The 25,877-nt window shown below is 46.9% G+C and carries 20 protein-coding genes; 5 read left to right on the forward strand and 15 right to left on the reverse strand.

Annotated features, from left to right (window positions below):
• Nucleotides 1–108: 108 nt before the first annotated feature.
• From JQC93_RS11755 to JQC93_RS11780, 6 genes are all read right to left on the reverse strand, one after another.
• Entirely contained in the window at nt 109–1,989 is a 1,881-nt protein-coding gene (locus tag JQC93_RS11755; RefSeq protein WP_205158633.1) for a propionyl-CoA synthetase, read from the reverse strand.
• Entirely contained in the window at nt 1,982–3,232 is a 1,251-nt protein-coding gene (gene prpF / locus JQC93_RS11760; RefSeq protein ID WP_205158634.1) for a 2-methylaconitate cis-trans isomerase PrpF, read from the reverse strand. Before prpF ends, JQC93_RS11755 begins: the two co-directional genes overlap by 8 nt.
• Entirely contained in the window at nt 3,229–5,871 is a 2,643-nt protein-coding gene (gene acnD / locus JQC93_RS11765; protein ID WP_205158635.1) for a Fe/S-dependent 2-methylisocitrate dehydratase AcnD, read from the reverse strand. Before acnD ends, prpF begins: the two co-directional genes overlap by 4 nt.
• 9 nt (nt 5,872–5,880) lie before the next feature.
• Nucleotides 5,881–7,011 (reverse strand): bifunctional 2-methylcitrate synthase/citrate synthase, encoded by a 1,131-nt coding sequence (gene prpC / locus JQC93_RS11770; protein WP_205158637.1) that lies wholly within the window; start codon nt 7,009–7,011, stop codon nt 5,881–5,883.
• A 160-nt stretch (nt 7,012–7,171) separates the two neighbouring features.
• The gene (gene prpB, locus JQC93_RS11775; RefSeq protein WP_205158638.1) at nt 7,172–8,056 is read right to left on the reverse strand and encodes a methylisocitrate lyase; all 885 of its coding nucleotides are present in this window, start codon (nt 8,054–8,056) and stop codon (nt 7,172–7,174) included.
• Between the two features lie 39 nt (nt 8,057–8,095).
• Nucleotides 8,096–8,791 (reverse strand): GntR family transcriptional regulator, encoded by a 696-nt coding sequence (locus JQC93_RS11780; RefSeq protein ID WP_205158639.1) that lies wholly within the window; start codon nt 8,789–8,791, stop codon nt 8,096–8,098.
• A gap of 225 nt (nt 8,792–9,016) precedes the next feature.
• Between JQC93_RS11780 and JQC93_RS11785 the strand changes: the two genes are divergently transcribed.
• Nucleotides 9,017–10,243 carry an Lcl C-terminal domain-containing protein gene (locus JQC93_RS11785; protein ID WP_205158640.1) on the forward strand — a complete coding sequence of 409 codons (1,227 nt, stop codon included), beginning with the start codon at nt 9,017–9,019 and terminating at the stop codon, nt 10,241–10,243.
• Nucleotides 10,244–10,334: 91 nt separating this feature from the next.
• On the opposite strand, the gene JQC93_RS11790 is transcribed toward JQC93_RS11785, so the two are convergent.
• From JQC93_RS11790 to JQC93_RS11805, 4 genes are all read right to left on the reverse strand, one after another.
• Nucleotides 10,335–10,838 (reverse strand): gluconokinase, encoded by a 504-nt coding sequence (locus JQC93_RS11790; RefSeq protein ID WP_205158641.1) that lies wholly within the window; start codon nt 10,836–10,838, stop codon nt 10,335–10,337.
• Nucleotides 10,828–13,194 carry a GH36-type glycosyl hydrolase domain-containing protein gene (locus tag JQC93_RS11795; RefSeq protein WP_205158642.1) on the reverse strand — a complete coding sequence of 789 codons (2,367 nt, stop codon included), beginning with the start codon at nt 13,192–13,194 and terminating at the stop codon, nt 10,828–10,830. Before JQC93_RS11795 ends, JQC93_RS11790 begins: the two co-directional genes overlap by 11 nt.
• A 172-nt stretch (nt 13,195–13,366) precedes the next feature.
• On the reverse strand, nt 13,367–14,785 hold the full coding sequence (locus JQC93_RS11800) for an NAD-dependent succinate-semialdehyde dehydrogenase (RefSeq protein WP_205158816.1): 1,419 nt from the start codon (nt 14,783–14,785) through the stop codon (nt 13,367–13,369).
• Between the two features lie 135 nt (nt 14,786–14,920).
• Complete coding sequence (locus JQC93_RS11805; protein ID WP_205158643.1) at nt 14,921–15,139, reverse strand: DUF1127 domain-containing protein; 219 nt, start codon at nt 15,137–15,139, stop codon at nt 14,921–14,923.
• A 98-nt stretch (nt 15,140–15,237) separates the two neighbouring features.
• On the opposite strand from JQC93_RS11805, the gene JQC93_RS11810 reads away from it, so the two are divergent.
• Together JQC93_RS11810 and JQC93_RS11815 are read left to right on the forward strand one after the other, a co-directional pair.
• Nucleotides 15,238–16,194, forward strand: a complete 957-nt coding sequence (locus JQC93_RS11810) for a LysR substrate-binding domain-containing protein (RefSeq protein ID WP_205158645.1) — start codon at nt 15,238–15,240, stop codon at nt 16,192–16,194.
• A 111-nt stretch (nt 16,195–16,305) separates the two neighbouring features.
• Entirely contained in the window at nt 16,306–18,645 is a 2,340-nt protein-coding gene (locus JQC93_RS11815) for a fatty acid cis/trans isomerase (RefSeq protein WP_205158646.1), read from the forward strand.
• A gap of 74 nt (nt 18,646–18,719) precedes the next feature.
• On the opposite strand, the gene JQC93_RS11820 is transcribed toward JQC93_RS11815, so the two are convergent.
• The 5 genes from JQC93_RS11820 to JQC93_RS11840 all read right to left on the reverse strand — a co-directional run bounded on the left by JQC93_RS11820 (nt 18,720) and on the right by JQC93_RS11840 (nt 24,548).
• The gene (locus JQC93_RS11820; RefSeq protein ID WP_205158647.1) at nt 18,720–20,066 is read right to left on the reverse strand and encodes a serine hydrolase domain-containing protein; all 1,347 of its coding nucleotides are present in this window, start codon (nt 20,064–20,066) and stop codon (nt 18,720–18,722) included.
• A gap of 131 nt (nt 20,067–20,197) precedes the next feature.
• Complete coding sequence (gene thiD / locus JQC93_RS11825; RefSeq protein ID WP_205158648.1) at nt 20,198–21,001, reverse strand: bifunctional hydroxymethylpyrimidine kinase/phosphomethylpyrimidine kinase; 804 nt, start codon at nt 20,999–21,001, stop codon at nt 20,198–20,200.
• A 342-nt stretch (nt 21,002–21,343) separates the two neighbouring features.
• The gene (locus JQC93_RS11830; protein ID WP_205158649.1) at nt 21,344–22,363 is read right to left on the reverse strand and encodes a porin; all 1,020 of its coding nucleotides are present in this window, start codon (nt 22,361–22,363) and stop codon (nt 21,344–21,346) included.
• 456 nt (nt 22,364–22,819) lie between these two features.
• Nucleotides 22,820–23,398, reverse strand: coding sequence for a class I SAM-dependent DNA methyltransferase (locus JQC93_RS11835; protein ID WP_205158650.1), 579 nt, complete (start codon nt 23,396–23,398; stop codon nt 22,820–22,822).
• Nucleotides 23,399–23,606: 208 nt separating this feature from the next.
• Nucleotides 23,607–24,548 (reverse strand): 1-aminocyclopropane-1-carboxylate deaminase/D-cysteine desulfhydrase, encoded by a 942-nt coding sequence (locus tag JQC93_RS11840; RefSeq protein WP_205158652.1) that lies wholly within the window; start codon nt 24,546–24,548, stop codon nt 23,607–23,609.
• Nucleotides 24,549–24,624: 76 nt separating this feature from the next.
• Here JQC93_RS11840 and JQC93_RS11845 point away from each other — a divergent pair, with 76 nt between their 5' ends.
• Nucleotides 24,625–25,248 carry a hypothetical protein gene (locus tag JQC93_RS11845; protein WP_205158654.1) on the forward strand — a complete coding sequence of 208 codons (624 nt, stop codon included), beginning with the start codon at nt 24,625–24,627 and terminating at the stop codon, nt 25,246–25,248.
• A gap of 73 nt (nt 25,249–25,321) precedes the next feature.
• Entirely contained in the window at nt 25,322–25,876 is a 555-nt protein-coding gene (locus tag JQC93_RS11850) for a DUF1415 domain-containing protein (protein ID WP_408068599.1), read from the forward strand.
• The last annotated feature ends 1 nt before the right edge of the window (nt 25,877 follow it).

Below are 25,877 nucleotides of genomic sequence, written 5' to 3' on the forward strand. Positions count from 1 at the left end.
ACAATTTTTATTGGAATATCCGAAATTCCAATAAAAATGGGGTAAAAACTAGTGGGGGTCAGAGTCGAATGACTCTGACCCCCACTAGTTTTTACCCCATTTTCCACACTAATCGTTTTGCAGCACTGCCTCTATTTCACCTAGGCTTTGCGGATCATCAATGGTGGAAGGCACCACATACTGCTCACCATCGGCGATTTGCCTGATCACGCGGCGCAAGATTTTTCCAGAACGGGTTTTCGGCAATCGGTCCACCACATGCGCTTCTTTAAAGCAGGCAACCGCACCAATTTTATTACGCACTTCGGCGATCAATTGCGCTTTGAGCTGTTCATCGTTGGTATCGACACCGTCTTTAAGCACCACAAGTCCCATAGGCAGTTGACCTTTAAGCTCATCGTGAATACCGACCACGGCACACTCGGCAACGGCGGGGTGAGCACCGACGATTTCTTCCATTTCACCGGTGGATAAGCGGTGTCCTGCAACATTAATTACATCGTCGATACGCCCCATAATAAACAGATAACCGTCATCATCGATACAGCCACCATCACCCGACACATAGTACCCCTCAAACTGACTCAAATACCCAGATTCAAATCGATCGTGATTTCGCCATATTGTGGGCAAGCAGCTTGGCGGTAGTGGTCGTTTTATGGCTACATAACCTTGCTGATTAGCTGGGGCAATCTCACCCAGTTCATCCAGTATTTGAACATGGTAACCCGGTACAGGTTTGGTGGACGAGCCAGGCTTAATCGGCAGTGTTTCTAAACCTGTTGGATTGGCCGCAATGGCCCAACCCGTTTCTGTCTGCCACCAATGATCGACCACTGGTTTGTCGGTATGTTGCTCTACCCACTCTAGTGTCGGTGGGTCAAGCCTTTCACCGGCCATAAAGATGGTTTTTAACTTAGACAGATCGTACTGGCCAATTAAATTCCCTTGTGGATCTTCTTTTTTAATCGCTCTGAAAGCCGTTGGCGCAGAAAACAGTGCATCCACTTGATACTCGGCGCAAACTCGCCAAAATGCGCCGGGATCGGGGGTTCGTACCGGCTTTCCTTCAAACATGATGCTGGTGCACCCATGGATGAGAGGTGCATAAACGATGTAGGAATGCCCTACCACCCACCCCACATCGGAGGCGGCCCAAAATACCCCGTTTTGCGGAATATCATAAATGGCGCTCATAGAGTATTTCATCGCAACCGCATGACCGCCATTGTCTCGCACAACGCCCTTCGGCTTACCCGTAGTTCCTGAGGTATAGAGGATATACAAAGGGTCGGTCGCTAAAACAGGGACGCAGTCATGCGGTGTGGCTTTTTCAAGCTCACTCAACCAATCTGCATCGCGCTCTTGATTGAGCTCTGCTGGACACTGCGAACGTTGCAGCACACAGACTTTTTCTGGCTTCCAGCGACTTTCCATCACCGCTTTATCGACAAGAGGTTTATAAGGCAACACCTTATCAATTTCGATTCCGCAAGATGCGGTCAATAGTAATTTCGGCTCGGCGTCTTCAAGGCGCACAGCAAGCTCGTTCGAGGCAAACCCACCAAACACCACAGAGTGAATGGCACCTAATCGCGCGCAGGCCAGCATCGCAATGGCGGCTTCAGGGATCATCGGCATATAAATCACTACTCGATCGCCCTTCTCGATGCCAAAGTTGGCCAACATACCTGCGGTTTGCGCGACTTGGTCGCGCAACATAGAGTAGCTGTACTGACGCTTGGTTAATGTAACCGGTGAGTCATAAATGAGGGCGATATTGTCGCCGCGCCCTTGCTCACAGTGATAATCCAGTGCTAGATAGGCGGTGTTTAATGTGCCATCGACAAACCAGCGTTCTATGCCATTGTCATCGTTTTCTAGCATCTTAGTCGGTGCTTTATACCAAGCAATACTTTTGGCCTGCTCACCCCAAAACGCTTCGGGTTGCTCACTGGCCCACTGATACTGTTTTTCGTAATTAGACATGACTTGCTCCTGAATTTTCCTGATTGTCACCCGACTCTGCGAGCAAAACTCTCGGCGGCACTTTAACCACCCCTTGCATAAGAATGCGTGCGCTACGGCTCATGGTGGCTTGCTTAACTTTCCAATGTTCGACACCTTGCTTTGCATCGGGATTGCATGCGATGGCGCCAACTTTTAAGCAGCCTGAAGGGTGTCCAAATGTGATGCTCTGTGATTGATTGCCTTCCCCAGAGCAGAGACGATTAACCAACGTCCCTTCTATGGCCGCAGCACTGGCAATCGCCACTGCTGCGGTTCCCATCATGGCATGATGAAGTTGCCCCATAGACAGGGCTCTAACATTAAGATCAATGTCCGCTGCATGCACCTCTGTACCACTTGAGGTTACGTAGTCTTTGGCTTTCGACACAAACGCAACTTTTGGGGTGTGCTGGCGAATTTTTGCTTCATCGAGATGAGTAATGAGGCCCATCGCCAAGGCGGCATGCGCTCGTATCGACTCCAGTTGCTCAAGGCGAGCGGTGTCGCTGTTGATGTCGGATTGTAATTCTACGCCCGTTAACCCAATTTCTTCCGCGGTCACAAAAACCGTTGGGATCCCTGCGTTGATCATCGTGGCGCTCAGCACTCCAACATCGGGAACCTCTAAATCGTCCATCACATTGCCTGTAGGGAACAGCACTCCTGATGTTGGCTCAAGAAAATCAACGGCAATTTCGGCGGCAGGAAAGGCCACACCATCCAACATAAAATCGCCTAGCTCTTGAACTTCACCCTCACAAATTGGCAAATGCACTTGCAGAGTTTTTTCAATGTTGGCTTGCCAGATTTTTATCAGTGCCTTGCCATTATTAGGCAGTACGTCTTGCTCAATCAGGCCGCTGTGCACCGCAAAGGCGCCGACTGCTGCGGTGAGGTTGCCACAGTTACCGCTCCAATCAATAAAGCCACCTTTCACGCTGCCACCATCGATAGAAACCTGACCAAACAGGTAATCAACCTGATGATCGTCGCGATCACTTTTAGAGACGATAGCGACTTTACTGGTGCTGGACGTCGCCCCACCCAATCCATCAATCTGCTTAGAATATGGATCGGGGCTGCCGATCACACGCATGAGCAACGCATCGCGAACAGGGCCCGGTACTTGCGCTTCGATCGGTAAGTCGTCGAGTCGAAATAGCACCCCTTTACTGGTGCCACCACGCATGTAGGTTGCAGAAATTGAAATCTGTTTACTCATACAACCTCCTGCTCCATCGCTTCACTGGTGGCTAAAAAGTCCTGTGCGAATCTTTGCAATACTCCACCTGCGGTATACACCTTCACTTCATCTGCGGTATCCAAACGTGAAATAACAGTCACTCGTTGCTGCTCACCATTTTGACGATGAATGAGAAGTGTCATTGCGTTTCCAGCGCAAATCTGCCCTTCTATATCAAAGGTTTCGGTGCCATCTAACGCTAAAGTGTGCCTATCAACACCTGCCTCAAATTGCAGCGGCAGAACACCCATTCCAACAAGATTGGTTCGGTGGATACGTTCAAAGCCTTCAGCAACAATGACTTCGACGCCAGCGAGTCGTACCCCTTTCGCTGCCCAGTCACGGGACGATCCTTGCCCATAATCTTTTCCAGCAATCACGATCAGAGGTTGCTCACGAACCATATAATGTTCAATGGCTTCCCACATACGAGTGACTTTACCCTCAGGCTCTATTCGAGCCAGCGAGCCCTGCACCACCTCGCCGTTTTCATTCACCATTTCGTTAAGCAATTTGGGGTTTGCGAGAGTCGCTCGTTGCGCAGTGAGGTGATCGCCTCGGTGGGTGGCATAGGAGTTAAAATCTTCTTCCGGCAATCCCATTTTCGCCAAATACTCGCCCGCAGCACTGCTCGCCAAGATCGCATTTGACGGTGATAAATGGTCGGTCGTAATGTTGTCGCCCAAAATGGCTAGTGGTCGCATCGCGCGCATTGTTCGCGGCTTCGCCAGTACTCCTTCCCAATATGGCGGCCTGCGAATATAAGTGCTTTGTGCGCGCCAGTCATACAGAGGGCTAGTTGCTTGCTGATGCTCGTCTTGTTGAAACATTTGCACATAAATCTGATTAAACTGTTCGGCTTTAACATGTTCACTGACAACCGCATCGATCTCTTCATCGGTTGGCCATAAGTCGCTAAGTAGGATGTCATTGCCATTTGCGTCTATGCCCAATACGTCTTTTTCGATGTCAAAGCGAATTGAGCCCGCCAGTGCGTAGGCGACAACCAGCGGTGGTGACGCCAAAAATGCTTGCTTAGCATGGGGATGAATACGACCATCAAAATTACGATTTCCAGAGAGTACAGCGGTTGTGTACAGATCGTTGTCTACGATTTCTTGCTGTATTGCTGGGTCCAACGCCCCACTCATACCGTTACAGGTGGTACATGCGTACGCCACGATACCAAATCCAAGCTTTTCAAGTTCAGGCAGCAAACCGGCTTTCTCCAGATAGAGTTTGGCCACTTTAGAGCCCGGAGCAAACGACGACTTCACCCAAGATTTTTTAACCAGCCCTAGTTGATTGGCCTTTTTAGCCACAAGTCCCGCAGCAACCAAGTTGCGTGGATTACTGGTGTTGGTACACGAAGTGATGGCTGCAATAATCACTGCGCCGTCTGGCATTGCGTCGCCGTCCGTGTTGTACGCTTTAGCAATGCCTCGCTCGGACAGCTTAGCCGTTGGCAACCGGCGATGTGGATTCGACGGCCCTGCAAGGTTTCGCTCGACACTCGACAAGTCGAACTCCAATACCCGAGGATATTTGGCTTTAGTGAGGCTATCAGCCCACAACCCAACCGTTTTGGCATACTCTTCAACTAACGCCACTTGCGCAGGCTCTCGACCGGTGAGTTTTAGGTAATCAATGGTCTGCTGATCAATGTAGAAAAGACCTGCAGATGCCCCATATTCTGGGGTCATGTTAGAGATAGTTGCGCGATCGCCAATGGTCAGGTTTGCCGCTCCCTCGCCAAAAAACTCTAAGTAGCTAGAAACAACCTGTTGATTACGCAAAAACTCAGTCAGAGCTAATACGATATCCGTTGCGGTGATCCCAGGTTGACGCTTTCCGGTTAAGTTAACGCCGATAATATCGGGAAGACGCATCATTGAAGGGCGACCCAACATAACGGTTTCAGCTTCCAAACCGCCCACCCCAAGCGCAATCACACCTAACGCGTCTACGTGGGGGGTATGGCTGTCGGTTCCTACGCAAGTATCCGGATAGGCAACACCGTGCTTAAACTGGATCACTGGTGACATTTTCTCGAGGTTAATCTGATGCATGATGCCATTGCCCGCAGGAATAACACTCACGTTTTCGAACGCTGTTTTACACCACTCGATGAAATGGAATCGATCGGCATTACGTCGGTCTTCAATGGCGCGGTTTTTCTCAAAGGCTTCGGGATCGTCACCACCGTGCTCAACCGCTAACGAATGGTCAACAATAAGTTGCGTCTCTACGACTGGGTTCACACGCGCAGGATCGCCCCCTTGGTCTGCGATAGCATCACGTAAACCGGCTAGGTCAACAAGAGCTGTTTGTCCAAGAATGTCATGGCAAACAACGCGAGCCGGATACCATGCAAAGTCCTGCTGCTGAGCGCCACTGGCGATTTGGGCTAGACCTGCTTTCCATTCTGCTTCGGGGCAATTTCTAACCAACTGCTCGGCAAGAATTCGAGAGGTGTAAGGCAAAGATTCGTAGGCGCCTTGCTGCACTGAATTTACTGCAGCTTCAACGTCAATGTAATACGCACCACTAGGTAATAGTTTTGCAAATGCATTTTGATGGATAGGGTCTTTGTGTGTACTTTCGTTGGGCTTTGTCATACGTCACTCCTAACGCTTGTCAATCGGCAACCAATCACGAGCCTCTGGGCCATCGTAGTCCGCGCTTGGGCGAATAATACGGTTATTGGCGCGCTGCTCAAACACGTGCGCAGCCCAACCGGTTAAACGACTCATCACAAATATTGGAGTAAACAATTTGGTCGGAATATCCATAAAGTGGTACGCCGATGCGTGGAAAAAGTCTGCGTTACAGAACAGTCCTTTCTCACGTTTCATCACCGCTTCAACCCGCTCGGACACCGCGTACAATTGAGTATCACCCACTTGCTCTGCAAGCTCTTTTGACCAATGCTTGATCAATGCATTGCGAGGATCACTTTCGCGGTATATCGCGTGGCCAAAGCCCATGATCTTGTCTTTGTTTTCAAGCATTGTAAGGATGTTGGCTTCAGCTTCATCGGGTGTTTGCCAATCTTCAATCATCGCCATGGCCGCTTCGTTAGCTCCGCCGTGAAGAGGGCCACGTAGCGTGCCAATCGCGGCGGTAATGCACGAGTGCAGATCCGACAATGTTGAAGCGCACACGCGCGCGGCAAAAGTTGACGCGTTGAACTCGTGCTCTGCGTACAAAATTAACGAACAGTGCATCACTTTTTTGTGCAGTTCGGATGGCGCTTTATCGGTCAATAATTTTAAGAAGTAGCCACCGATCGAGTCTTCGCTGTGATCTTCGGTATCGACTCTGACCCCATCGTGGCTGAAGCGATACCAGTAACAGATGATCGCAGGAAACAGCGCTAACATGCGCTCTGTTGCGCCTCCTTGCTCTGAGAAGTCTTGCTCTTGCTCTAAATTACCTAACACTGAACAGCCAGTCCGCATAACGTCCATTGGGTGCGCGTCCGCTGGAATAAGCTCTAACGCCTCTTTCAATGCTTGCGGAAGTCCGCGTAGGCCTATTAGACGTGTCTTATAGTTGTCCAGTTCAGCTTGATTTGGAAGGTGACCAATAAGTAATAAATGCGCCACCTCTTCAAATTCTGCATGATGGGCAAGATCCGTAATGTCGTAGCCTCGATAGGTAAGCCCAGTTCCGCTCACTCCAACAGTACATAAAGAGGTAACACCCGCGCTTTGGCCACGCAGCCCGGCTCCGCCGATAGGTTGATTATTTGGCATATTGAACTCCTTTTCTGTCACGCGTAGCGAATAACCGTGTTTGGTAGGTGCGCCCTACTCTTTGTGAGTCGGTTTTCGCCGCGTTGACTTTGATTTCACGTTATTGATTAATGTTGTATTCGAACTTAAGTTATTAAATTTCACTTACGCGACAGTGCGACTAGCCAGAAAACAGCTGGTCCAATTTATCCTCGTAAGCGTGGTAATTGAGATGCGCATACAGCTCTTTACGCGTTTGCATACTGTCGACAACGGCTTGCTGGTGACCGTCTTGTAATATTTGGTTGTACACGCGTTCAGCCGCTTGATTCATCGCTCTAAATGCGCTGAGCGGGTACAACACCATATCGACATCCACTTCAGCTAATTGTTGTTTACTAAATAGCGGGGTTTGGCCAAATTCGGTGATATTGGCCAAAACTGGCACCGACTTACCTGTTGCTTCACGTAATGAATCGGCAAACAGCTGATACTGACTAAGCTCGGTCATGGCTTCAGGGAAAATCATGTCTGCTCCAGCCTCAACACAAGCAACCGCACGCTCGATGGCGCGCTCTATTCCTTCTACTGCTAGTGCATCGGTACGCGCCATAATCACAAATTGTTCATCGATGCGTGCGTCCACAGCCGCTTTGACGCGATCAACCATTTCTTGCTGCGTTACAATGGCTTTATTGGGTCGGTGGCCACAGCGCTTTTGTGCCACTTGGTCTTCCATATGCACTGCCGCAGCGCCTGCTTTTTCCATCGATTTGATGGTGCGAGAAATATTAAATGCGCCACCAAACCCCGTGTCGATATCGACCAGCAGAGGCAAATCACATGCATTAGTAATTCGGTCTACATCCACCAGCACATCATTGAGTGATGTAATACCGAGATCAGGTAAACCATACGACGCATTGGCCACGCCACCACCTGATAGGTAAATGGCGTGATGACCACTGTTTTTGGCCATCATTGCACTATAGGCATTGACGGCTCCGACGATTTGTAGAGGGGAGTGCTCGGCTACGGTCTGTCTAAATTTCAATCCTTGGGACATGGTCTTTCTCCGTTCTTTTATCCGTTTTTCTAAGTGTCTTTATGCAGTTGGGCGAAGCTGCTTTTCAATGAGCTTGCGACTGCCAGAAATGTGTCTTCTCATTAGCATCTCAGCCAGCTCTGGATCGCGGTTTCGAATCGCGTCTAAAATAAAGCGGTGTTCTTGCAGCGCGGTCGCGGGATCGGTTCGTGCTGTGCGCGACTGATGGCGATACATTCTGATCAAGTGGTAAAGCTCATCGCACAGCAGTGATATTAGCTTTTGATTTCCGCTGGCCTGAATAATTTGGTAATGAAAGTCGTAATCACCTTCTTGAGCGGCGTAGGTTTTACTGGTGGCAGCGCTTTGGTTTAAATACGCACTGTGCTGTTCGATAAGTGCCTCTAAAGCAGACAGTTGGTCCTCAGTAATGTGAGTGGCTGCCAATCGAGCCGCCATCCCTTCGAGACTTTCCCTCACGTCATACAGCTCAATAAGTCGATCGACATTAAATTCAACTACGGTTGCGCCAACATGGGGGGTGCGCTCAATTAGCCCTAAGCCCTCTAAACGCATAATCGCTTCACGTAATGGACCTCGACTTACTTGGTACCGCTTAGCCAGTTCTGGTTCAGAAATTTTACTGCCTGGTCGAATGGTACCCGCCACAATAGCGTCCACAAGCCGCTCGGTTAGGCTTGCAGATTTGGTGTTTTCACTATTTTCATTACTGGGAAGTGCATGAACGTTTTGCATTTACATTGTCGACAATAATAGGTTTGTGGTTATTTTTTACGCCATTACAGGGCAAAAAACAACAATATTGTCGACAATTACGACTAAGGTATAATCTTTGTAGGGTTATTTCCCCTTGTACAAAACATCGCAATGCCCAGTTTGTGACTAAACTCCATATTGTCTCCACATTTCCTGCACAAAGTTCCACCATAGTGACGGCATGCAACGACAAGGAACACGTACATGACAACTCATAAAACAGCAATCGCAACAGCATTAACCAGCGCTGCTTTGGCGGTAACTATCCCAATGGCAAATGCCACTTCCGTCGAGACACCGCTTCTTCCTGATTCAGGACAAAGCGTTCAATACGATACTAATGGTGATGTGTTGGCGGCTTCAGACTCTAGCTTCTACACCGGACAAGATGCGTCGATACAAGGCAATGCTCCGCGCTACCTTGATAATGGTGACGGCACGGTCACTGACCTTAATACCGGGTTGATGTGGCAAAAAGCACACGACTATACAGGACGTAATATGGCCGAAACCGTTGAACACGTTGAAGAGATGACATTGGCTGGCCATACAGATTGGCGTGTTCCTACGATCAAAGAGCTCTACTCGTTAGCGAATTTCGATGGTGAACTGCTTAAGCCAGAAGACGGTGGCGAAAGTAAACCCTACATCAATACTGACTATTTTGAACATGAGTATGACAAGCGCTTGCCGTTTGCTGGGCAGTTCTGGTCAAGCACCACTTATGTGAAAAACGGCGTGCAAACTTATACCCAACACGGTGGTCTGCAGGGTGCGTTCGGATTTAACTTCTCTGATGGGCACATAAAATCATACGAAACCGGCTTATACATCGATGGCACCGAAATCGCTGACAGTGACGGCATTATGGTTCCAGGCTGTTTTGTCCGCGCCGTGCGTGGCACAACAACCCTATACGATATGGACTATGTCGATAACAGTGATGGTACCGTTACCGACCAATCCACAAACCTGATGTGGGCTAAGGCGGACAGTGGCCAAAAAATGGATTGGGTTGATGCCCTAGAGTATGCAGATAAAGCGGATCTCGCGGGATACAGTGACTGGCGCTTACCAAACGTTAAAGAGCTCCAATCTCTGGTCGATTATGAAAAAACCACTTTCCCTGCGATCAATACTGAGTTCTTTACAACCAGCGTGACAAAATTTGAGTCTATGGAAGATGCTTATTACGTGTGGACAAGCACCACTCAAGGCGACTTCAAATGGACAGCTGCGTACGTGGCGTTTGGACAGGCGTGGAGCAAAAAGAATTCAGACGCTACTGAATACTTTGACTGGCACGGTGCGGGTGCGCAACGTAGTGACCCTAAATCAGGTAACCCTGCCGACTATGAGCTTGCGTCGGATATGGCGTCAGATTATATCTCTATTGAAAACTGGGTTCGATTAGTGCGAGACGCCAAGTAACAAGCTGGTGTTTGACGATGTGGTGCAAATCAAAGCACCACATCGATATTCGTTTTACTGATTTGCACCCCGCTAACATCTGCGACGACCTTTATTGATGCTCAATGTAATTCAAAATATTCTGCACAACGGTTGCAGCGCTTTCTCGAGAATCAATGATCCAAGTATTAGCTTCATTGTCTGGCCGCTCTAAGGTGTCAAATTGACTGGCCAACATATGGGCTTTCATAAAGTGACCTTGCCGCTTCTGCATGCGTTGAGCAATAATGTCTATAGGGGCGTCCAAAAACACAAATTGCAGGTCAACCCCTGCCCTGAGTTGCTCACGATAGATCTGTTTTAACGCAGAGCATACCATGACGCCACCACGCCCTTCTGAAACCCACTCCCTTAGTTGCTGGTTAATAATCGCCAGCCAGGGCGCTCTATCGCTGTCATCCAGAGCAATGCCTTCGCTCATTTTGTCTATGTTACTTTGTGGGTGGAGGTCGTCACCGTCAACGAACGCCACGTCCAATGCCTGTGCCAATTGAGCTGCAATGCTGCTTTTACCGCTCCCGCTAACCCCCATAACTAAATAGATGCTATTCGTCATGTGTGTGAGTCTCAATTGGCAATAAAACAGTGACTGAATACGTTTTCCCTTGTTCTGGTGAGCGGAGTTCTCCATCTACAACATCACCGTCTTCACACAAAATGGTGATTTCCTGTACATCGTCATGTCGTTGATAAGACAGGTTTACGATAGCCCCTCTAAAGTGTCGACTCACCGCTGCTTTGTCCCACTCCACAGGCAAGTTTGGCGCAATTTTCAGCCCTTGCTGCGTGCCTTTTAATCCAAATAACTCTTCAATGACCAATCGGTAATACCAAGCCGATGTGCCGGTGTTAAATAGATGGCTCGATCTTCCTGCAGTGTCTGGAAATTGATGATAAGCGCCACGATAATAATTGGGAATGTAAGTTGGCAATTGCCCTCGTCGCTCAAACGTCTCACACTGAGGGTCGGCCAACATGCTTTTTAGGATGTGATAGGCACGCTCACTTTCACCGATGTGGTAAAGACCTGCGGCATAAAATGCAGCTGCATGGTTATACACCGAGCCATTTTCACCAGAGCCAGGCCATTTTTGGGTGACTCGACCAACATCTTCACGCATAGCGGTAAATGCAGGAGCACATAACATCACACCATAGGGGGTGAGTAACTGCTCGTCCACACTACTCAGCAGTTGAGTCTGCTGCGACGGTGAAGCGATGTCAGCCAGTAACGCCCAGCTTTGGGTATTTAGGAATATTCGTCCTTCTTTGTCCTCTGGGACGCCAAAGGTTACGTCATCGTCGGTGATACCTCTAGCAAACCACCCACCGGTCCAAAAATGCTTTTGGCAAGCTTGTTCAAGCTCTGTCGCGATCTGGTCAAATTGCGCGGTCCATTTAGCTTGATTGAGCGGTTTACTTATTTGATTCCAGCGGCGCAATGCAAAGCAAAGCGCTTGTGTTAACCACCCTGAAACCCCTTTCCCCTTTGGCCCGACCATATTCATAGGATCGCACCAGTCTCCTTGGAGAATATAAGGCAACCCGCGTTCATCACGCGCTTCAACCATAGACTGCATCGCAAGGTTCATATGCTCTAGCAGCGTAGAACGCTCTTCACTGTCTGCCCAAGGAATCGCCTCTTCTAACAGAGCCCAATCATTGGTTTCATTGAGGTAGCTTTCCAATATGAGTACCAGCCAAACTGAGTGATCAGTATGAGGAATTTGGTTGATGTATTTTAGCGTCGCTTCTGGCGTCAGCAGAATACCATCGGGCATTTCCCCACAACGCTTTTGTTGTGACAGCGACGTCACGATGACTTGTTTCGCCACATCTGGTGCAAGGTAAGCCATCCCCATACCATCTTGCAAATAGTTACGTGTTTGCGGATCGGTTGTCAGTCGATTGGTTTCACCATGGTAAGCAACTTGTCTTGGAAGCCAGTGATTAATGACGTGATCGAGGTTAGCGTCAGGTGTGCTGACAGACAGTATGGGTTGAGTAGCCAGTTGGTGTTTGTTAGCTATAGCTCCCTTGTCAAAGTGTCCGGCTATAGTCTCTTGTATTTGAGATTTATCTTTAGCTGGGCCAAATAGAAAATGAACCGAATCGGTTTTTTGTGGCTCTAAGCTCAGCTCATATTGCGCAGCACACGCAGGCATTTGATAATGCGCCTCTCTGTCCGAAAGTGGATTACCAGAGACGAGAGCGTGTGGTGCGTGCAAACCGCTTTGCCCTTCAAATGCCTCTATACTCATTTCGACGTGATCGGGCGTATGGCTACAGGCGAAGAACGTCATGTCTTGACGCTCTTTAATCTCCGGATAATCTTCGAGTTTTTGATAAGGCGAGATTGACGTACACACGATTGCGTTCAACTCATCATCAAAATGCGCCCCCATGTTCATCCAAGACATATATCCGACAGGGAAATAAGGCACCAGAGAAACGTTTCGCGTTGACACGCCTAAGTTAGAGATGGTCACAGACCACTGCTCTAATGCATGAGTTGGGCTTAAACTAAGAGTAATAGTTAACTCAATGTCTCGATGCTTCACCACCCACTGAATATCATTAATGCCTGGTTTAAACTCATAACTGTCTAAGGGTTGTTTGATTGGCGCAAAGGGTGCGCTAAAAAGCTCTCCTGTGTCTTCGTCACGAACGTAAAAAAAGCGGCCTGGATGGTGCGCGAAGTACGGCTGCTCTGGCTGCATAAAACTGGTTGCCGCTAGATTGGGGACGTGAGCATATTTGCGAGGTTCAGGATCCATGTATTGAGCAACGGCATAGCCCTGGCAATTCATGTGAAGCATCATTTTCTCGTTCCACAAATAGCTAGCGCTATTAGGCAGCAACGTCGGTGACGTTAGGGTAAAGCGTTGACCGTTCTCGGTAAATTGAGTCATATACACCTCATAATTAGCAGTGTCTTTCAGTCTAATCGGCTTCCCTATGCTCTCAAGTGTGCGACAAGTAAAGTGTGAGTTTTTACCCGTTATAGACCCAAAACAGTGCAGTTGCTTCCGTGCAGATCACTGCCTGTGCAACTGTTTCATGTACCACAAGCTTTTAAATGCGTTATCGCAACCCACCAACCGCAATGTATTTGGTCTCCAAATATTCATCTAGCCCTAGTGCACTGCCTTCTCGACCCACTCCAGAATGTTTAACACCGCCGAATGGCGCTACTTCCGTCGAAATGATTCCTTCGTTAATACCGACGATGCCATACTGAAGTTTGTTCGAAACATACTCGGCCAACGTTAAGTCTTGAGTAAAAAAGTAACTGGCTAAACCAAACTCGGTATCGTTAGCAAAATGTATTGCCTCGTCAACATCACTGAATCTGCACAGTGCGGCGATGGGCCCAAACTGCTCAACCTTCATCACAGGGTTATCGTGCGCAACATTACTAAGTAATGTCGGTTGGTAATAAAGCGTACCAATATCCGACGCAACCTTGCCTCCGCATACCAACTCTGCGCCAGCGAGCGTCGCGGCGTGTACCAACTGGTCAACTTTTTGCAGCGCTTTTTCATCGATTAGCGGTCCAATATCATGCCCATCGACACCTGCGCCTAGCGACAGCTTACTCATCGCCGCATGGAGCTTTTGAGCAAACTCATCGTATACACTGTCATGTATATAAAAACGGTTTGCACAGACGCAGGTTTGTCCGGCATTTCTAAATTTGCACACAATGGCGCCGGCTACGGCCTCATTAATATCAGCGTCACCAAACACAATGAAAGGTGCGTTGCCACCGAGCTCCATCGACACTCGCTGTACTTGCTGTGAACTTTGCTGCATAAGCTGTTTACCCACAGCGGTTGAGCCAGTAAATGAAAGCTTTCTGATGCTTGGGTGGGTACAAAATTTCAGCCCAACATCGCTGGCTTGCTCACTAATAACAACGGGAAGCAATTCACCATCGATTCCAGCTTCAAGCGCTAAATGTCGCAAGGCGATGGCGCATAGCGGCGTATTTACAGCAGGTTTGCTGATCATCGCGCAGCCCGCAGAGAGCGCTGGTGCGAGTTTACGTGTCAGCATTGCCACTGGAAAATTCCATGGAGTAATAGACGCACAAACTCCAATTGGCTGTTTTATAGTGCGTATAGATTTGCCATCGAAGGTCGCAGGAATGGTCACTCCATAAGCCCGTTTTGCTTCTTCGGCAAACCATTCGACGAAAGAAGCACCATAAGCGACCTCGGATAGTGCTTCCGACAAAGGCTTGCCCTGCTCCATAGTTAATATTAGCGCTAGGTCTTGCTGATGTTGCTCTATGAGGTCAAACCATTTACGCAATAATTTACTGCGATATTTGGCGGTTTGAGCCGCCCATTTTGGTTGAGCGAGCGTGGCGGCGACAATTTTGCTCTCAACCTGCTCTAAACTATCAGCGGCTAACCAGCCAAGCGATTCTTGCGTTGCGGGGTTTAGCACTTCAACGCAAGGTTGTTCGAGCCGCTGAGACGTTAGTTCTTTAAGCATTTGTGGGTGTTCAAGCTTTGCAATCCATTGCATCTTTAATCGTCCTAGTTGGTGTTAGCACAAAAACCTCTAGCGGTTACTGTGCCATCACCAACCTCTGCTGTACAGAAATCACCCATCAAAATAGTGGTGACTTCACTTCCAAAAAGGTTTGCTCACTTCTTGATTGGCAGTTTGGCGGTCAATACCAATATCATCCAGTAGATAAGTCGGGAGTGAGTCTAAATGTTTTCGCGTGCGGTAATTTCGATGCCAGCCTAGCAACACGAGTAAGAATCTCTTAGCTAACCTAGCAGGTTCAACGACAAGTGAAGGGAAAGGTAAGCGACGTAAATTAACAATAAACTCTGTCATAAGTCCTCCTTGAACTTGGTGTTTGAGTGGTTAATAATCAAACAAGCCAGATAAGTTCACAAACGATCAATTTCGATACTTAGTTAAGGAAAACTTAAGTGAAAGAGCGACTCCCTCCCCTGCAAGGTTTGTACTATTTTTTCGTAGCCGCTGAACATCGCAGTTTTAAACAAGCGGCCGAGCAACTGTTTGTTTCCGCTGCTGCGATCAGCCAACAAATACGCCAGCTCGAGGAGTGGTTAGGATGTGAGCTATTTATCCGTCAGCACCGACAAGTAACACTCACCACAGAAGGAGAATTGTTGCTTGAATCGGCTAAACTTGGTTTTGGTCACTTACAAGATGGGGTAAGAAAGCTAAACAGCGATCCGAATCCAAACCGATTATCGATTTCTACCCACCCAACCTTTGCCCAGCACTGGTTAATACCGCGTATATCCAGTTTCCGCACCCAACACCCAAACTTATCGCTGCTTATTGATCCAAAAAATGAGCTAGTAAACTTTCAAGATGGTCTCATTGACGTTTGTGTTCGCTATGGGCACGGCGTTTATGAAAATCTCGATAGCCACTGGCTGATGAACGAGATCCTCTATCCCGTGTGTCACCCCAACTATCAACGCCAACATGGTATCTATACCTTGAATGATCTAGTCCGTGCGGAGCTCATTGAGGACGTTTTACCGGATATGAACTGGGAGATATGGTTTGATATGTTGGACAAGGAAAAATCACCAAGTCCAATCCGTTATGATGGGTCTCAGTTTGTTATGGAAGGTGTCTTGGCTTCCCAGGGCGTTGCTTTAGTCAAACATAGCTTGGCGCAGCGGTTCATTAATGAAGGTAAGCTGGTGCGCATAGATAATTATGCGGTTCAATCTCGCTACAGCTACTTTTTATGTGCTCCAAAGGGGTATTTCCGCTACCAAAAAATCACGGCATTTCATAACTGGATTGCCGATCAAGTGGACAACTTCTGTGTAACCGATCGCGAGCAAATAAACCTACGCGAATTACCCCAGCAACAAGCAGGCTTGTTTAAACTGCCGGTATAACTCTTTGAGGTTAATTTAGCAGGGACTAAAAGCGTTCTTGCTGTTTTTACTCTGGTTTTTCTACTATTTCCGCTACACTTACCAATAATCTCAATCAACAAATCGATATAGATGAAACGTGTATTATTAGCCTCGCTGCTTTTGATTGCGGGTGGTTGTGCCACTTACGCAGGTCTTAATTTTGATGAACTGTTTGGCCCCGAACAAGTTCAAGCTCGCATAGAACCCTACGATCACAGTCAATCTCAATATTTTGTTGATGAAGTCAAACCCATATTAGACAACCGCTGCGTAGTTTGTCATGCCTGCTATGATGCTCCCTGTCAGCTTAAGTTGACCTCCCCTGAGGGAATCGACAGAGGCTCAAGTTTGGCTGAGGTATATCAAGGCTCTAGACTCACAGCTACGACGCCTACTAGGTTGTATGAAGATGCTCATAATACCCAAGAGTGGCGTGACGCCGGTTTCTTTCCGGTATTGAACGAACGAGTTCAGCGCTCCGACGCTAATGTCCAAGCAGGTGTCATGGCGCAATTACTTCTGCAAAAACAACAGTTCCCTTTACCTCAACAAGATCAATTGGATGATTTCGACTTCGGCATCTATCGCAGCCAAACTTGCCCAACTAGTGACACGATTGACGAATATCGTGCTGAGCACCCCACCTGGGGAATGCCATATGGGTTGCCTGCTCTTAGTAACTCAGAGCACAACACTCTGTTAGGTTGGTTACGCAGTGGTGCGAAAATGTCGGATGTTGAACCACTGACAATCGAGCAGAAAAATGCTGTCGACAAGTGGGAAAGCTACCTTAATCAACCCGATTTGAAGCGTCAATTAACCAGCCGTTATATCTATGAGCACTTGTTCCTAAATCATATCTATTTTTCTGAGCAAAATACTCTTCGCTTTTTCAAGTTGGTTCGCTCTACAACCCCTCCTGGAGAAGAATTTGACCCCATAGTGACCCGTCGTCCTTATGAAGACCCTGGCGTTGAGCGAGTCTACTATCGACTGATTCCAGAACGTGAAACCATTGTGGACAAAACGCACATGCCCTACGCGTTTAACCAGCAACGTATGGACAAATGGAGCGAATGGTTTGACGCCGAATATGACGTCACCGAGCTACCAAGCTACCGTCCTATTGTAGCAAGTAACCCAATAATGGCGTTTGCCGACATTCCTATTCAATCACGTTATAAGTTCTTACTCGATGAAGCGCAAAGCACTATCATGTCGTTCATTAAAGGACCTGTCTGCAGAGGTCAACTTGCGCTCAACGTAATTAACGACCATTTTTGGGTGTTCTTTGTCGATCCCGAGCAATTAGATAATGAGCTTGCTGGCGATTTCTATCGTGCCCAAGCCCCCAATATGCGACTGCCTGGGGAGCTCGACAGTAATACCACTCCTCTATTAAACTGGGTTAAGTATTCTCGCGCCCAATCTAAGTACCTCAGCGACAAAATGGCATTCATGAATGAGGTATTCACCGACGACCGGCATTTAGGTTTAGAGTCTATATGGACAGGGGGAGGCAACCCAAATGCTGCACTGACCATATTCCGCCACTTTGACAGTGCCAGCGTTGTTCAAGGCTTAGTGGGTCATCAACCCAAAACTGCTTGGGTCATTGACTATGCGTTATTAGAACGAATTCACTACTTGTTGGTCGCTGGGTTTGATGTTTATGGAAACTTTGGTCACCAACTTATCACACGCATGTACATGGATTTGCTACGCATTGAAGGTGAGACTGCATTCATCGCATTTTTACCTTTGGATAACCGCCACCAAACGTTATCAAGTTGGTATCAAGGGCAGTCTATCGAGTTTTCGGACTACCTCACACGCAATGCGAAGCCGTTTTTGCAAGAGAGTGGCGTCGAATACAAGACCATAAACCCCAAGCAAGAGCTCACATCTCTATTGAAAGCGCGCGTTGCACCTTCATTAATACCGCGCTACGAGATTGCCAACACAGGGATGCTTCCACAAAACGAGCATAGTCTTAAGCAGATCAACTTTGTGACCGGTGCGGGGCTCGAGCCTGTGCCGCAGATCATCTCTTTACATGTCGAGCTAGAAAACGGTGAAGATCAGTTCTTTAGCCTGCTGCACAACAATGCACACACTAATATTTCCAGTTTGTTTAACGAAGAAAGTAATCGCGATCCTCAATACGATAGAATTACTTTGGTAAAAGGCATAGTGGGTAGTTACCCAGCAGCATTTCTCAGTATTAAAGAGAGTGAGGCTGGAGAATTGGCACGCATGATACGCTCTATCAATGCAGAAGAAGACTATATTGCGCTGCTCGATCGCTTTGCAATCCGTCGCAGTAGTGAAGAATTTTGGCCATTAAGCGATAAGTTGCATGAATGGTACAAAAACGACCAGCCTATTGAGTTTGGACTATTAGACTATAATCGATTTGAAAATCGCTAAGTCCACCAAGTATCCGTTGATGGAGTATTCATCAACGGATACTCCGTTCACAAATTTGCAGTGACAGCATTTCGCTAAAACTCGTCCAAGATCCGACGATAGTTTTGCTCCATTGGGTACTCTCCGCGACTCCACCCAAGCCTGACTAAAACTGCGTGTTGAGATGGGATCATCATCACCGACTGTTTCCTGCTGCCAAGCATCGCGAACCCATCTTCCGGTAGAGACGGCCAGCGCAGTTCAGTATCACCACTATTTAACCAAAATTGGTAACCATACGCTTTTTCATTGTCACTGCTATTAGGTTGCTGCGCATCGCTAACCCACTGTTCAGACAATAATTGATGACCATTTATGCTACCCTCGTTTGCCATGATCCACCCCAGCCTCGCCCAATCCCGCGCAGTAGCAAAAAGATAAGAACTGCCTACGGTTACGCCTGTAGCATCCGTTTCAAATACTAAACTGTGGATAGCTGCAGGCTCTAGTATCTGCGAATGAAGATAGTCGTAACTGCTTTGCAGCGAGTCGCCCAGTACAGTGTGTATCCAATCTGCTAGGAGGTTACTGGTGCCGGATGAATAAGAAAAGTGATCTCCGGCAGGAAACGCTACAGCGCTGTCTAATGGTAGCGACGCTGCACTTGCGCTACTAAACAACATTTTGGTGGCATCGCTTCCCGGCGCATATTTTTCGGAAAAATCTAGCCCACTAGTCATTGTCAGCAACTGTTTGAGTTGAATGTCACCACGTTCATCGTTCCACTGTGGGAATAGGTGAGTTTGATTGATGTTAACAGAGTGGGTCTGTTCCATGCGCCCTAACGTCATCGCCGTAACGCTTTTCGCCATAGACCAACCCAATAACGGAGTCAGAGCATGGGTATTTTGTGCGTAGCTCTCTGCAACGAGCTTACCATCTTTGATCACCACCAGCGCCCGAGTATTATGCCCTGCTAGGTTATCTTGACGAATGATCTCATCGGTAATGGCCTGAACACTTAAATCAGTATCTATTTTACTGCCAGCTGGCCAAGGTGCATTTTGTTGCATCGGAAAGGACAGTGACGGAGTCAGCTCAAGTTTAGGCAGATCCGAATGAGTAAGATAACATCCCAGACCGGGTACATATTGAGCGGTACTTTGGCTGATCCCAAGCATGTCTGTTTGGACGGTTTGCTGCTCTAAGTCATACTCAATGTCTACCAATTTTGTCACCGATGAATAAGAGGCAACATCATCGATGATTTGTTGCTGGCTAAACCCACTAACAAACTTGGCAGAACACGCCAACTTAGCCGTCATACTGCTCGCAACTTGAAATGTATGGCCTAACTGAAAGACAGAAAAGCCCAGCCAATACGGTGGGACGGCAATAAGCAATGCAGCCAAACCCAACACTATCCATAGTGTTTTTTTCATCCTTGACGTTTTCCTTGATTAATATTTATAAATCAAGCGCTAAGGTTAGAACAAACACTTTAAGAACGCTATATATTTAGCCACATTTGCCTAATAGCTCTGTATTCAGTCTAATCAACGAAATTCGTTTACTAATGATTAAGTTGATAGAAATGGTTTACTGGGCCATGCCCTTTACCCACATTGAGTCGATCTGCGGCACGTATCGCTTTGGTAATGTACTGCTTCGCCATATCACACGCTGGTGCTAACTCATAACCTTGTGCGAGGTACGAGGCAATAGCTGAAGACAGCGTACATCCCGTTCCATGAGTATTGTTGGTCTCGACACGCTCGGCTCTATAAAGGTGCTGCCCCTGTGATGTGACCAAAATGTCATCACTGCTAGCGCCTTGCGAATGGCCACCTTTCACTAGGACGGCGTTAGCGCCATTTTCTAATAAAGCTTTTGCTGTTTCTGCCGCATTAAACCCTTGTTCAGTTTGCTTTCCGTTAAGCTTTACAGCTTCCGGGATGTTCGGTGTGATCACTGTTGCCAATGATATTAGCTGATCAATTAACGCTTGAACCGCATCACTTTGGATCAGGCTATCACCACTGGTCGCGACCATCACTGGATCCAGAACAATATGCTTAGGTTGATATTGCCGTAGTTTGTCTGCCACAGTTTTAATGATGTCGGCATCCGCAAGCATGCCGATCTTTACCGCGTCAATCGTTAAGTCACTAAACACACTATCTAATTGCGCAGACACTATGTGCGTTGAAATAGGCATCACAGCAGATACACCTAGTGTGTTTTGCGCGGTAATTGCAGTGATCACACTGCACGCATAGCTGCCAGTTGCTGATATTGCTTTTATATCGGCTTGAATGCCGGCGCCGCCACCACTGTCGGAGCCAGCAATGGTTAATACATTTGGAATTGATTTCATATTAGATGCTGCAGACTACTTAAACTGAACTTTATAGTAATTGATGGTTTTGCACGAAGGGCATGCATTTCGGTAGAGTCCTTCGACAATCAATGAATCATCCGCCGAAATAGGAATCGGATTAAGTGATTTTAAGCACTTTTCGCACTTGAATTCTGCAGGTTTAGCACCTGGGGACAACTCGATGATTTGTGCTCTTTTTTCTAGGTTTTTTGCGACTAACATAGGTTCAATTAGAGAGGGAAATTAGAAAAATATTATCACGAGCCGTTAGAATTGTCTTGGGCTTAAGACCCAAAAAAGCCACCTTTTAAGGTGGCTTTTAGTAGAGCAATTAACTCATTACAAGAAGTAACGAGCACCTATTAGATATTTGTCATCATCTACAGATTCATCATCACCCAAATCAACCTGGTAACCTGCATAAGTCGCGAAGTTTGGCGTAACAAAGTACTCGACTTGGATGGCTGTCTCATTGATTGCTGTAGTTTTATCATTAACATCTTCAGTGAGATTTTCTAGGTTCCAAATGAAATTCCAACCGTTTCCTAAGCCATAGGCTAACAACACTTCATACGCAATTGACTCATCATAGGCATCGTAGTCATTTGGTGTTCTGTAACCGTATACTTTTTCGTTCATGGTATATACCGCTGCGGCATACAAGCCATCACCAAAGTTACCGTATTTAGCACTCACCGCGTGAGACATACCGCCGTCAGTGACTCCAGCTTCGATAATATCACCTGAGCTTAAGGCATACCCAATCATAAAGTCGCTGATATCATATGCTAAGGTCACTTGGAATCGATCATCATACTTCAATAACGTAGGATCACCTGTAGCCCCCTGCCAAGCAAGACCAAGCGACAACATTGAACCACCAAAATCAAAGCCTTTTCGGTAACTTAACATCTTGTCTGCACGGCCAGTACCCGTTGCGCCGTGGTTGGAGTACAAGAAATCGGTAGCATAAGCGATGGGCTTATCGGTAACACCTGCTACATCGTAATATGGCGCCCACTGCGTACCCAATACGAAACGCCCCATAGCGTCATTGGTAAGTCCAATATATCCAAGACGCGTATCAAATGAATTACTGCCTCCATCCAACATATTAAGCGCCCACTCGCCTTTAGCATCAGCGGTATAACCGTTACCAAGGTCCTGAGTGAAATTAAAGTTAATCCGAGGGGAGTTACTGCCGACAGCGAGGTCTCCTTCGCTCGAACCATTAATATTGACAGATACATGTCCGCCAACTGAGAATGTTGAACCATTGTTGTCGTAAACATCTAGCGCCAACGCTGGACTTGCCACTGCTGCTGTGGCCACTGCGATTGCTAATATTTTCTTATCCATAATAGTTATTTCCGTTCACTTCTATGTTTGCTTACGCCGTACTGCTCAGATCGACGGAAATTAGTGAAATGTTGTTATGTATTCCCTGTGTACTTAAACGTAGGGCTGTTTTGTATTTCACTAAGTTACAGGGTAGCTATGAAATGAAAAAAGACATAATAGATCACGTACAGTTTGTAACATTTCGACATAAACATGACATTGATCGGATTTTGGGTAGATGGATCGACCAAATATTTGCTCGCGGTCAAAAATAGTGTTTGCGAACTATCTGTCACTTTTGATGCAGTTGGAAAGTGTGAGCAAGGAATTATTGCGATGGGTAATCACCATAGTAACGGCGAAAATACGCAGTAAAAACGGCCTTTGTAATTGGAGGTATTCGAAGTGAGAGAATGTAGAAGTTAGGAATTAGGAGCAGCGCAATATGGTTCATTGCACTGCTTTCAAGAGTATTTATTTAAAGGCGATGGCCATAACCACCGGCGCAGTACCTTTAGCAGTTGGCATTTCAAAGGCTATTTGTGTTTTAAACGCACTGAATCCAGCATCGGTGAGTTTGGATTGCAATTCGGCTTCTGTTAGGCCGTGGTCATCTGGAGTTTGCTTCAGCCAATCCCAAGAAATAAACACACCGTCCTCTTCAAGAATAGAGTGAGCGACAATCAATGTGTCTGTGAGATTGTAAATGAAGCTGCAAACCGACGAAGCCACAATGATATCGAATTGACCACGAAATGCTGGGTGCTGTGCGGCTAAACCGCGTGACAGAATGTCGACAACAGGTTCTACATTTGGCAGCATTTTCTTATCTAGCTCTTCAATCATCGCTTCCGATGCGTCAACAGCAACAATTGAGCGCGCTTTGGGTGACATCCTCAAGCTAAGGAGACCCGTTCCACAGCCAAGGTCCAAAATGTTCTTTTTGTCGATAGACACCTGTTGAACTAAGCTATCAAAAACCTGATCCGCAAACTGATGTGTGGCTAGATCTGCTTCCCAATTTTCTGCGTAGTCATCCCAATCCGTATTCATTGGCATCTCCGATATCGTCCGTTACGTCTGTAAAAACTTGTCATCCTACGGATAACTTTGCCGAGTAAATCAAAACTTTATCTAAAAAGATAGAGCTAAACAGCGATCCTTGACCAGTTTTATTCGTAAAACTGAGCAATATCAGGGTTTGCGACAATTTTTGCACAACTAATGAGCAGATTCATCGCTGTTCACTGCTATTAATTAGCTAGCAATTCGCAAATTTTCGCTGATACCTTGGTAGCATAGACTCGTTCCCCAAAAGTCCGCCTTGGTGAATGTACAACAGATTCTTTCCAGATAATTTCTGCTTGTGCATTAACAGTACTCTCCACATGAGCGGATCGTACAGCAGCTCAAATTCTACTCCAGTTTGCGCCATTAGAGTTGTCCAAATCTGAAAATCATCTTGATACAGCTTTCCAAAATGATGTTTAGTATCTAGCGACCAAATGGTTGGCTGACTCTGAGTTGAAGAAAGTTGCAAAAATTGCGCCTTTAAATAGTCTTCTCCCCCGACACAAGCGGTTGTAACCACCTCGATACCATAAGGTTGTAGATACTTGTGCAAATAAAAAGCCGTAGTACCCGTTCCTGATGGCAGCGCCACAACCCACTGCTGCCGACTCTCTAAGGGACCGTCTTCGCAAGAATTAGTTTGCGACGCTACCCAGTCAATGAGTTCGTTGGCTAAACCTTTAATGCCGTATTCAGCAATCGGCATTCTCCCGCCTTCCTCAACCATCAGTACATCGGAAGATTCACATAAATATCGTTTTAGTGCCGACTCCGTATTGTCAGTGCCTACTTTCCACTCAGGCGGTACCTCAATAATCCGCGCACCGAGTTCTAACGCCTTGGCATAGTTTCCATTGGGGTTCTGCTTTAGATACGATGCGATATGGTCCACATAAAAATCAAAATGCCAATTCTGTAGATGCGCTAGCGCCGCGAGCGAATAGAGCGAATTAGCCTGTGGCGAACCATAGCCGACGATTTTTTCGATGTCTTGTGGCGGCTGTTCAAGCAGGGAGAGAAACTTTCGGGCTTTGTTTCCGCTAAATTGAGGATGCAGCAAATCGTCACGCTTTAAGTAGAAATGTAATCCACAAAATTGATGATTAGTCACGGGTGTATTCCCAAGTTGCACAAATAACTCCACTACACAGGTACGATTACGCTATGTTTAATAGTATCAATAAACCAATGACAACCACGACTATTCAATGAACATTGATCGATTAAAAGCCGCAGAAAATGAGTTTCTGATCCGATATCCTCAAGGATTTTCGTCACCTGAAATGGAGCAAATCGCCAAGAAACACAAGATGGACAAAATGGTGGCAGATGCACAAGCTATGTTTGCAGAAGAAGCTTTTACGCGCCCACAGCAAATCGCAGAAGACATGGTGCGCTCGGTCAGTCGCTCTTCCATGGTTTCACTGTTTGAAAAGCCCAAGTTTCGAGATTATGTCAAAGCGATGACTCACGATGAGCGAGAAGCGCTAGCCTTTTCGCTCAAAGACTTTTTATACGGGGATCAGGAGTATGGTTTTCACACCATGCGAGACTTACTCTTACCGGTGAAACTGGCAAAGTGGTCGTTAATGACCATTATCCCCAACTATGTTAAACCCGACGATGAAGTGTTTGTAAAGCCCACCACCGCAAAAGGGGTGATTCGTCTATTTGAGTTAGAGAACTTATCTTACAAACCCACACCAAGTTACGAATTTTATCAGGAGTACCGTCGGCAGATACAACAGATGAAAACGCTGGTCGATCCCATCCTCACCCCTAGTAATGCGGCCTTTAGCGGTTTTTTAATGATGAGCCTTACCGAAAACTGAGGTAACATACTGGCTAACATACCGTTACATTTTGGGGTGGCCACTCCAAGAACTAGTTTTGGAGTAATTGCTTTTGTCGTCCCAAACCCCGATCGAACAAACAGAAAAATGGTTGCTAGACGTAGTCATCGGCTTAAACTTGTGTCCTTTTGCTGCGAAACCCTACAAAAAAGAACAAATTCACATTGCGCAAAGTAATGCCACGACAGAAGAGAGCTTGCTGGAAGATATATTGGTAGAGATGAAGCAGCTGAACTCGATTTCGGCTGCCGAGCGCGATACAACTTTAGTGGTTATCCCTCATATGCTTAACGATTTCTGGGATTATAATATGTTCCTGGATTGGGTAGATGCGTTGATAAAACAGCAACAGTGGGAAGGCGTTTTCCAGATCGCATCATTTCATCCTGAGTATTGTTTCCATGGCGCTCACCAAGAAGACAGCGAAAACTTAACCAATCGCTCCCCCTTCCCAACAATTCATATCATCCGTGAAGCCAGTATGGAACGTGTACTGAAGCTGTTTAAAGATCCTGAAAGCATTCCTGAAACCAATATGGATACGGTCTCAGAGTTAACGGACCAACAAAAACAGGCGCTTTTCCCGTACCTATTTACTGAGAAATAAC

It is taken from the genome of Vibrio ulleungensis (genome assembly GCF_016900875.1).
Classification (GTDB): domain Bacteria; phylum Pseudomonadota; class Gammaproteobacteria; order Enterobacterales; family Vibrionaceae; genus Vibrio; species Vibrio ulleungensis.

What these genes read in the sequence shown, in the direction of transcription:
- JQC93_RS11755 (WP_205158633.1), bottom strand. Translation starts at nt 1,989, where the DNA reads ATGTCTAATTACGAAAAACAGTATCAGTGGGCCAGTGAGCAACCCGAA.
- prpF (WP_205158634.1), bottom strand. Translation starts at nt 3,232, where the DNA reads ATGAGTAAACAGATTTCAATTTCTGCAACCTACATGCGTGGTGGCACC.
- acnD (WP_205158635.1), bottom strand. Translation starts at nt 5,871, where the DNA reads ATGACAAAGCCCAACGAAAGTACACACAAAGACCCTATCCATCAAAAT.
- prpC (WP_205158637.1), bottom strand. Translation starts at nt 7,011, where the DNA reads ATGCCAAATAATCAACCTATCGGCGGAGCCGGGCTGCGTGGCCAAAGC.
- prpB (WP_205158638.1), bottom strand. Translation starts at nt 8,056, where the DNA reads ATGTCCCAAGGATTGAAATTTAGACAGACCGTAGCCGAGCACTCCCCT.
- JQC93_RS11780 (WP_205158639.1), bottom strand. Translation starts at nt 8,791, where the DNA reads ATGCAAAACGTTCATGCACTTCCCAGTAATGAAAATAGTGAAAACACC.
- JQC93_RS11785 (WP_205158640.1), top strand. Translation starts at nt 9,017, where the DNA reads ATGACAACTCATAAAACAGCAATCGCAACAGCATTAACCAGCGCTGCT.
- JQC93_RS11790 (WP_205158641.1), bottom strand. Translation starts at nt 10,838, where the DNA reads ATGACGAATAGCATCTATTTAGTTATGGGGGTTAGCGGGAGCGGTAAA.
- JQC93_RS11795 (WP_205158642.1), bottom strand. Translation starts at nt 13,194, where the DNA reads ATGACTCAATTTACCGAGAACGGTCAACGCTTTACCCTAACGTCACCG.
- JQC93_RS11800 (WP_205158816.1), bottom strand. Translation starts at nt 14,785, where the DNA reads ATGCTTAAAGAACTAACGTCTCAGCGGCTCGAACAACCTTGCGTTGAA.
- JQC93_RS11805 (WP_205158643.1), bottom strand. Translation starts at nt 15,139, where the DNA reads ATGACAGAGTTTATTGTTAATTTACGTCGCTTACCTTTCCCTTCACTT.
- JQC93_RS11815 (WP_205158646.1), top strand. Translation starts at nt 16,306, where the DNA reads ATGAAACGTGTATTATTAGCCTCGCTGCTTTTGATTGCGGGTGGTTGT.
- JQC93_RS11820 (WP_205158647.1), bottom strand. Translation starts at nt 20,066, where the DNA reads ATGAAAAAAACACTATGGATAGTGTTGGGTTTGGCTGCATTGCTTATT.
- thiD (WP_205158648.1), bottom strand. Translation starts at nt 21,001, where the DNA reads ATGAAATCAATTCCAAATGTATTAACCATTGCTGGCTCCGACAGTGGT.
- JQC93_RS11830 (WP_205158649.1), bottom strand. Translation starts at nt 22,363, where the DNA reads ATGGATAAGAAAATATTAGCAATCGCAGTGGCCACAGCAGCAGTGGCA.
- JQC93_RS11835 (WP_205158650.1), bottom strand. Translation starts at nt 23,398, where the DNA reads ATGAATACGGATTGGGATGACTACGCAGAAAATTGGGAAGCAGATCTA.
- JQC93_RS11845 (WP_205158654.1), top strand. Translation starts at nt 24,625, where the DNA reads ATGAACATTGATCGATTAAAAGCCGCAGAAAATGAGTTTCTGATCCGA.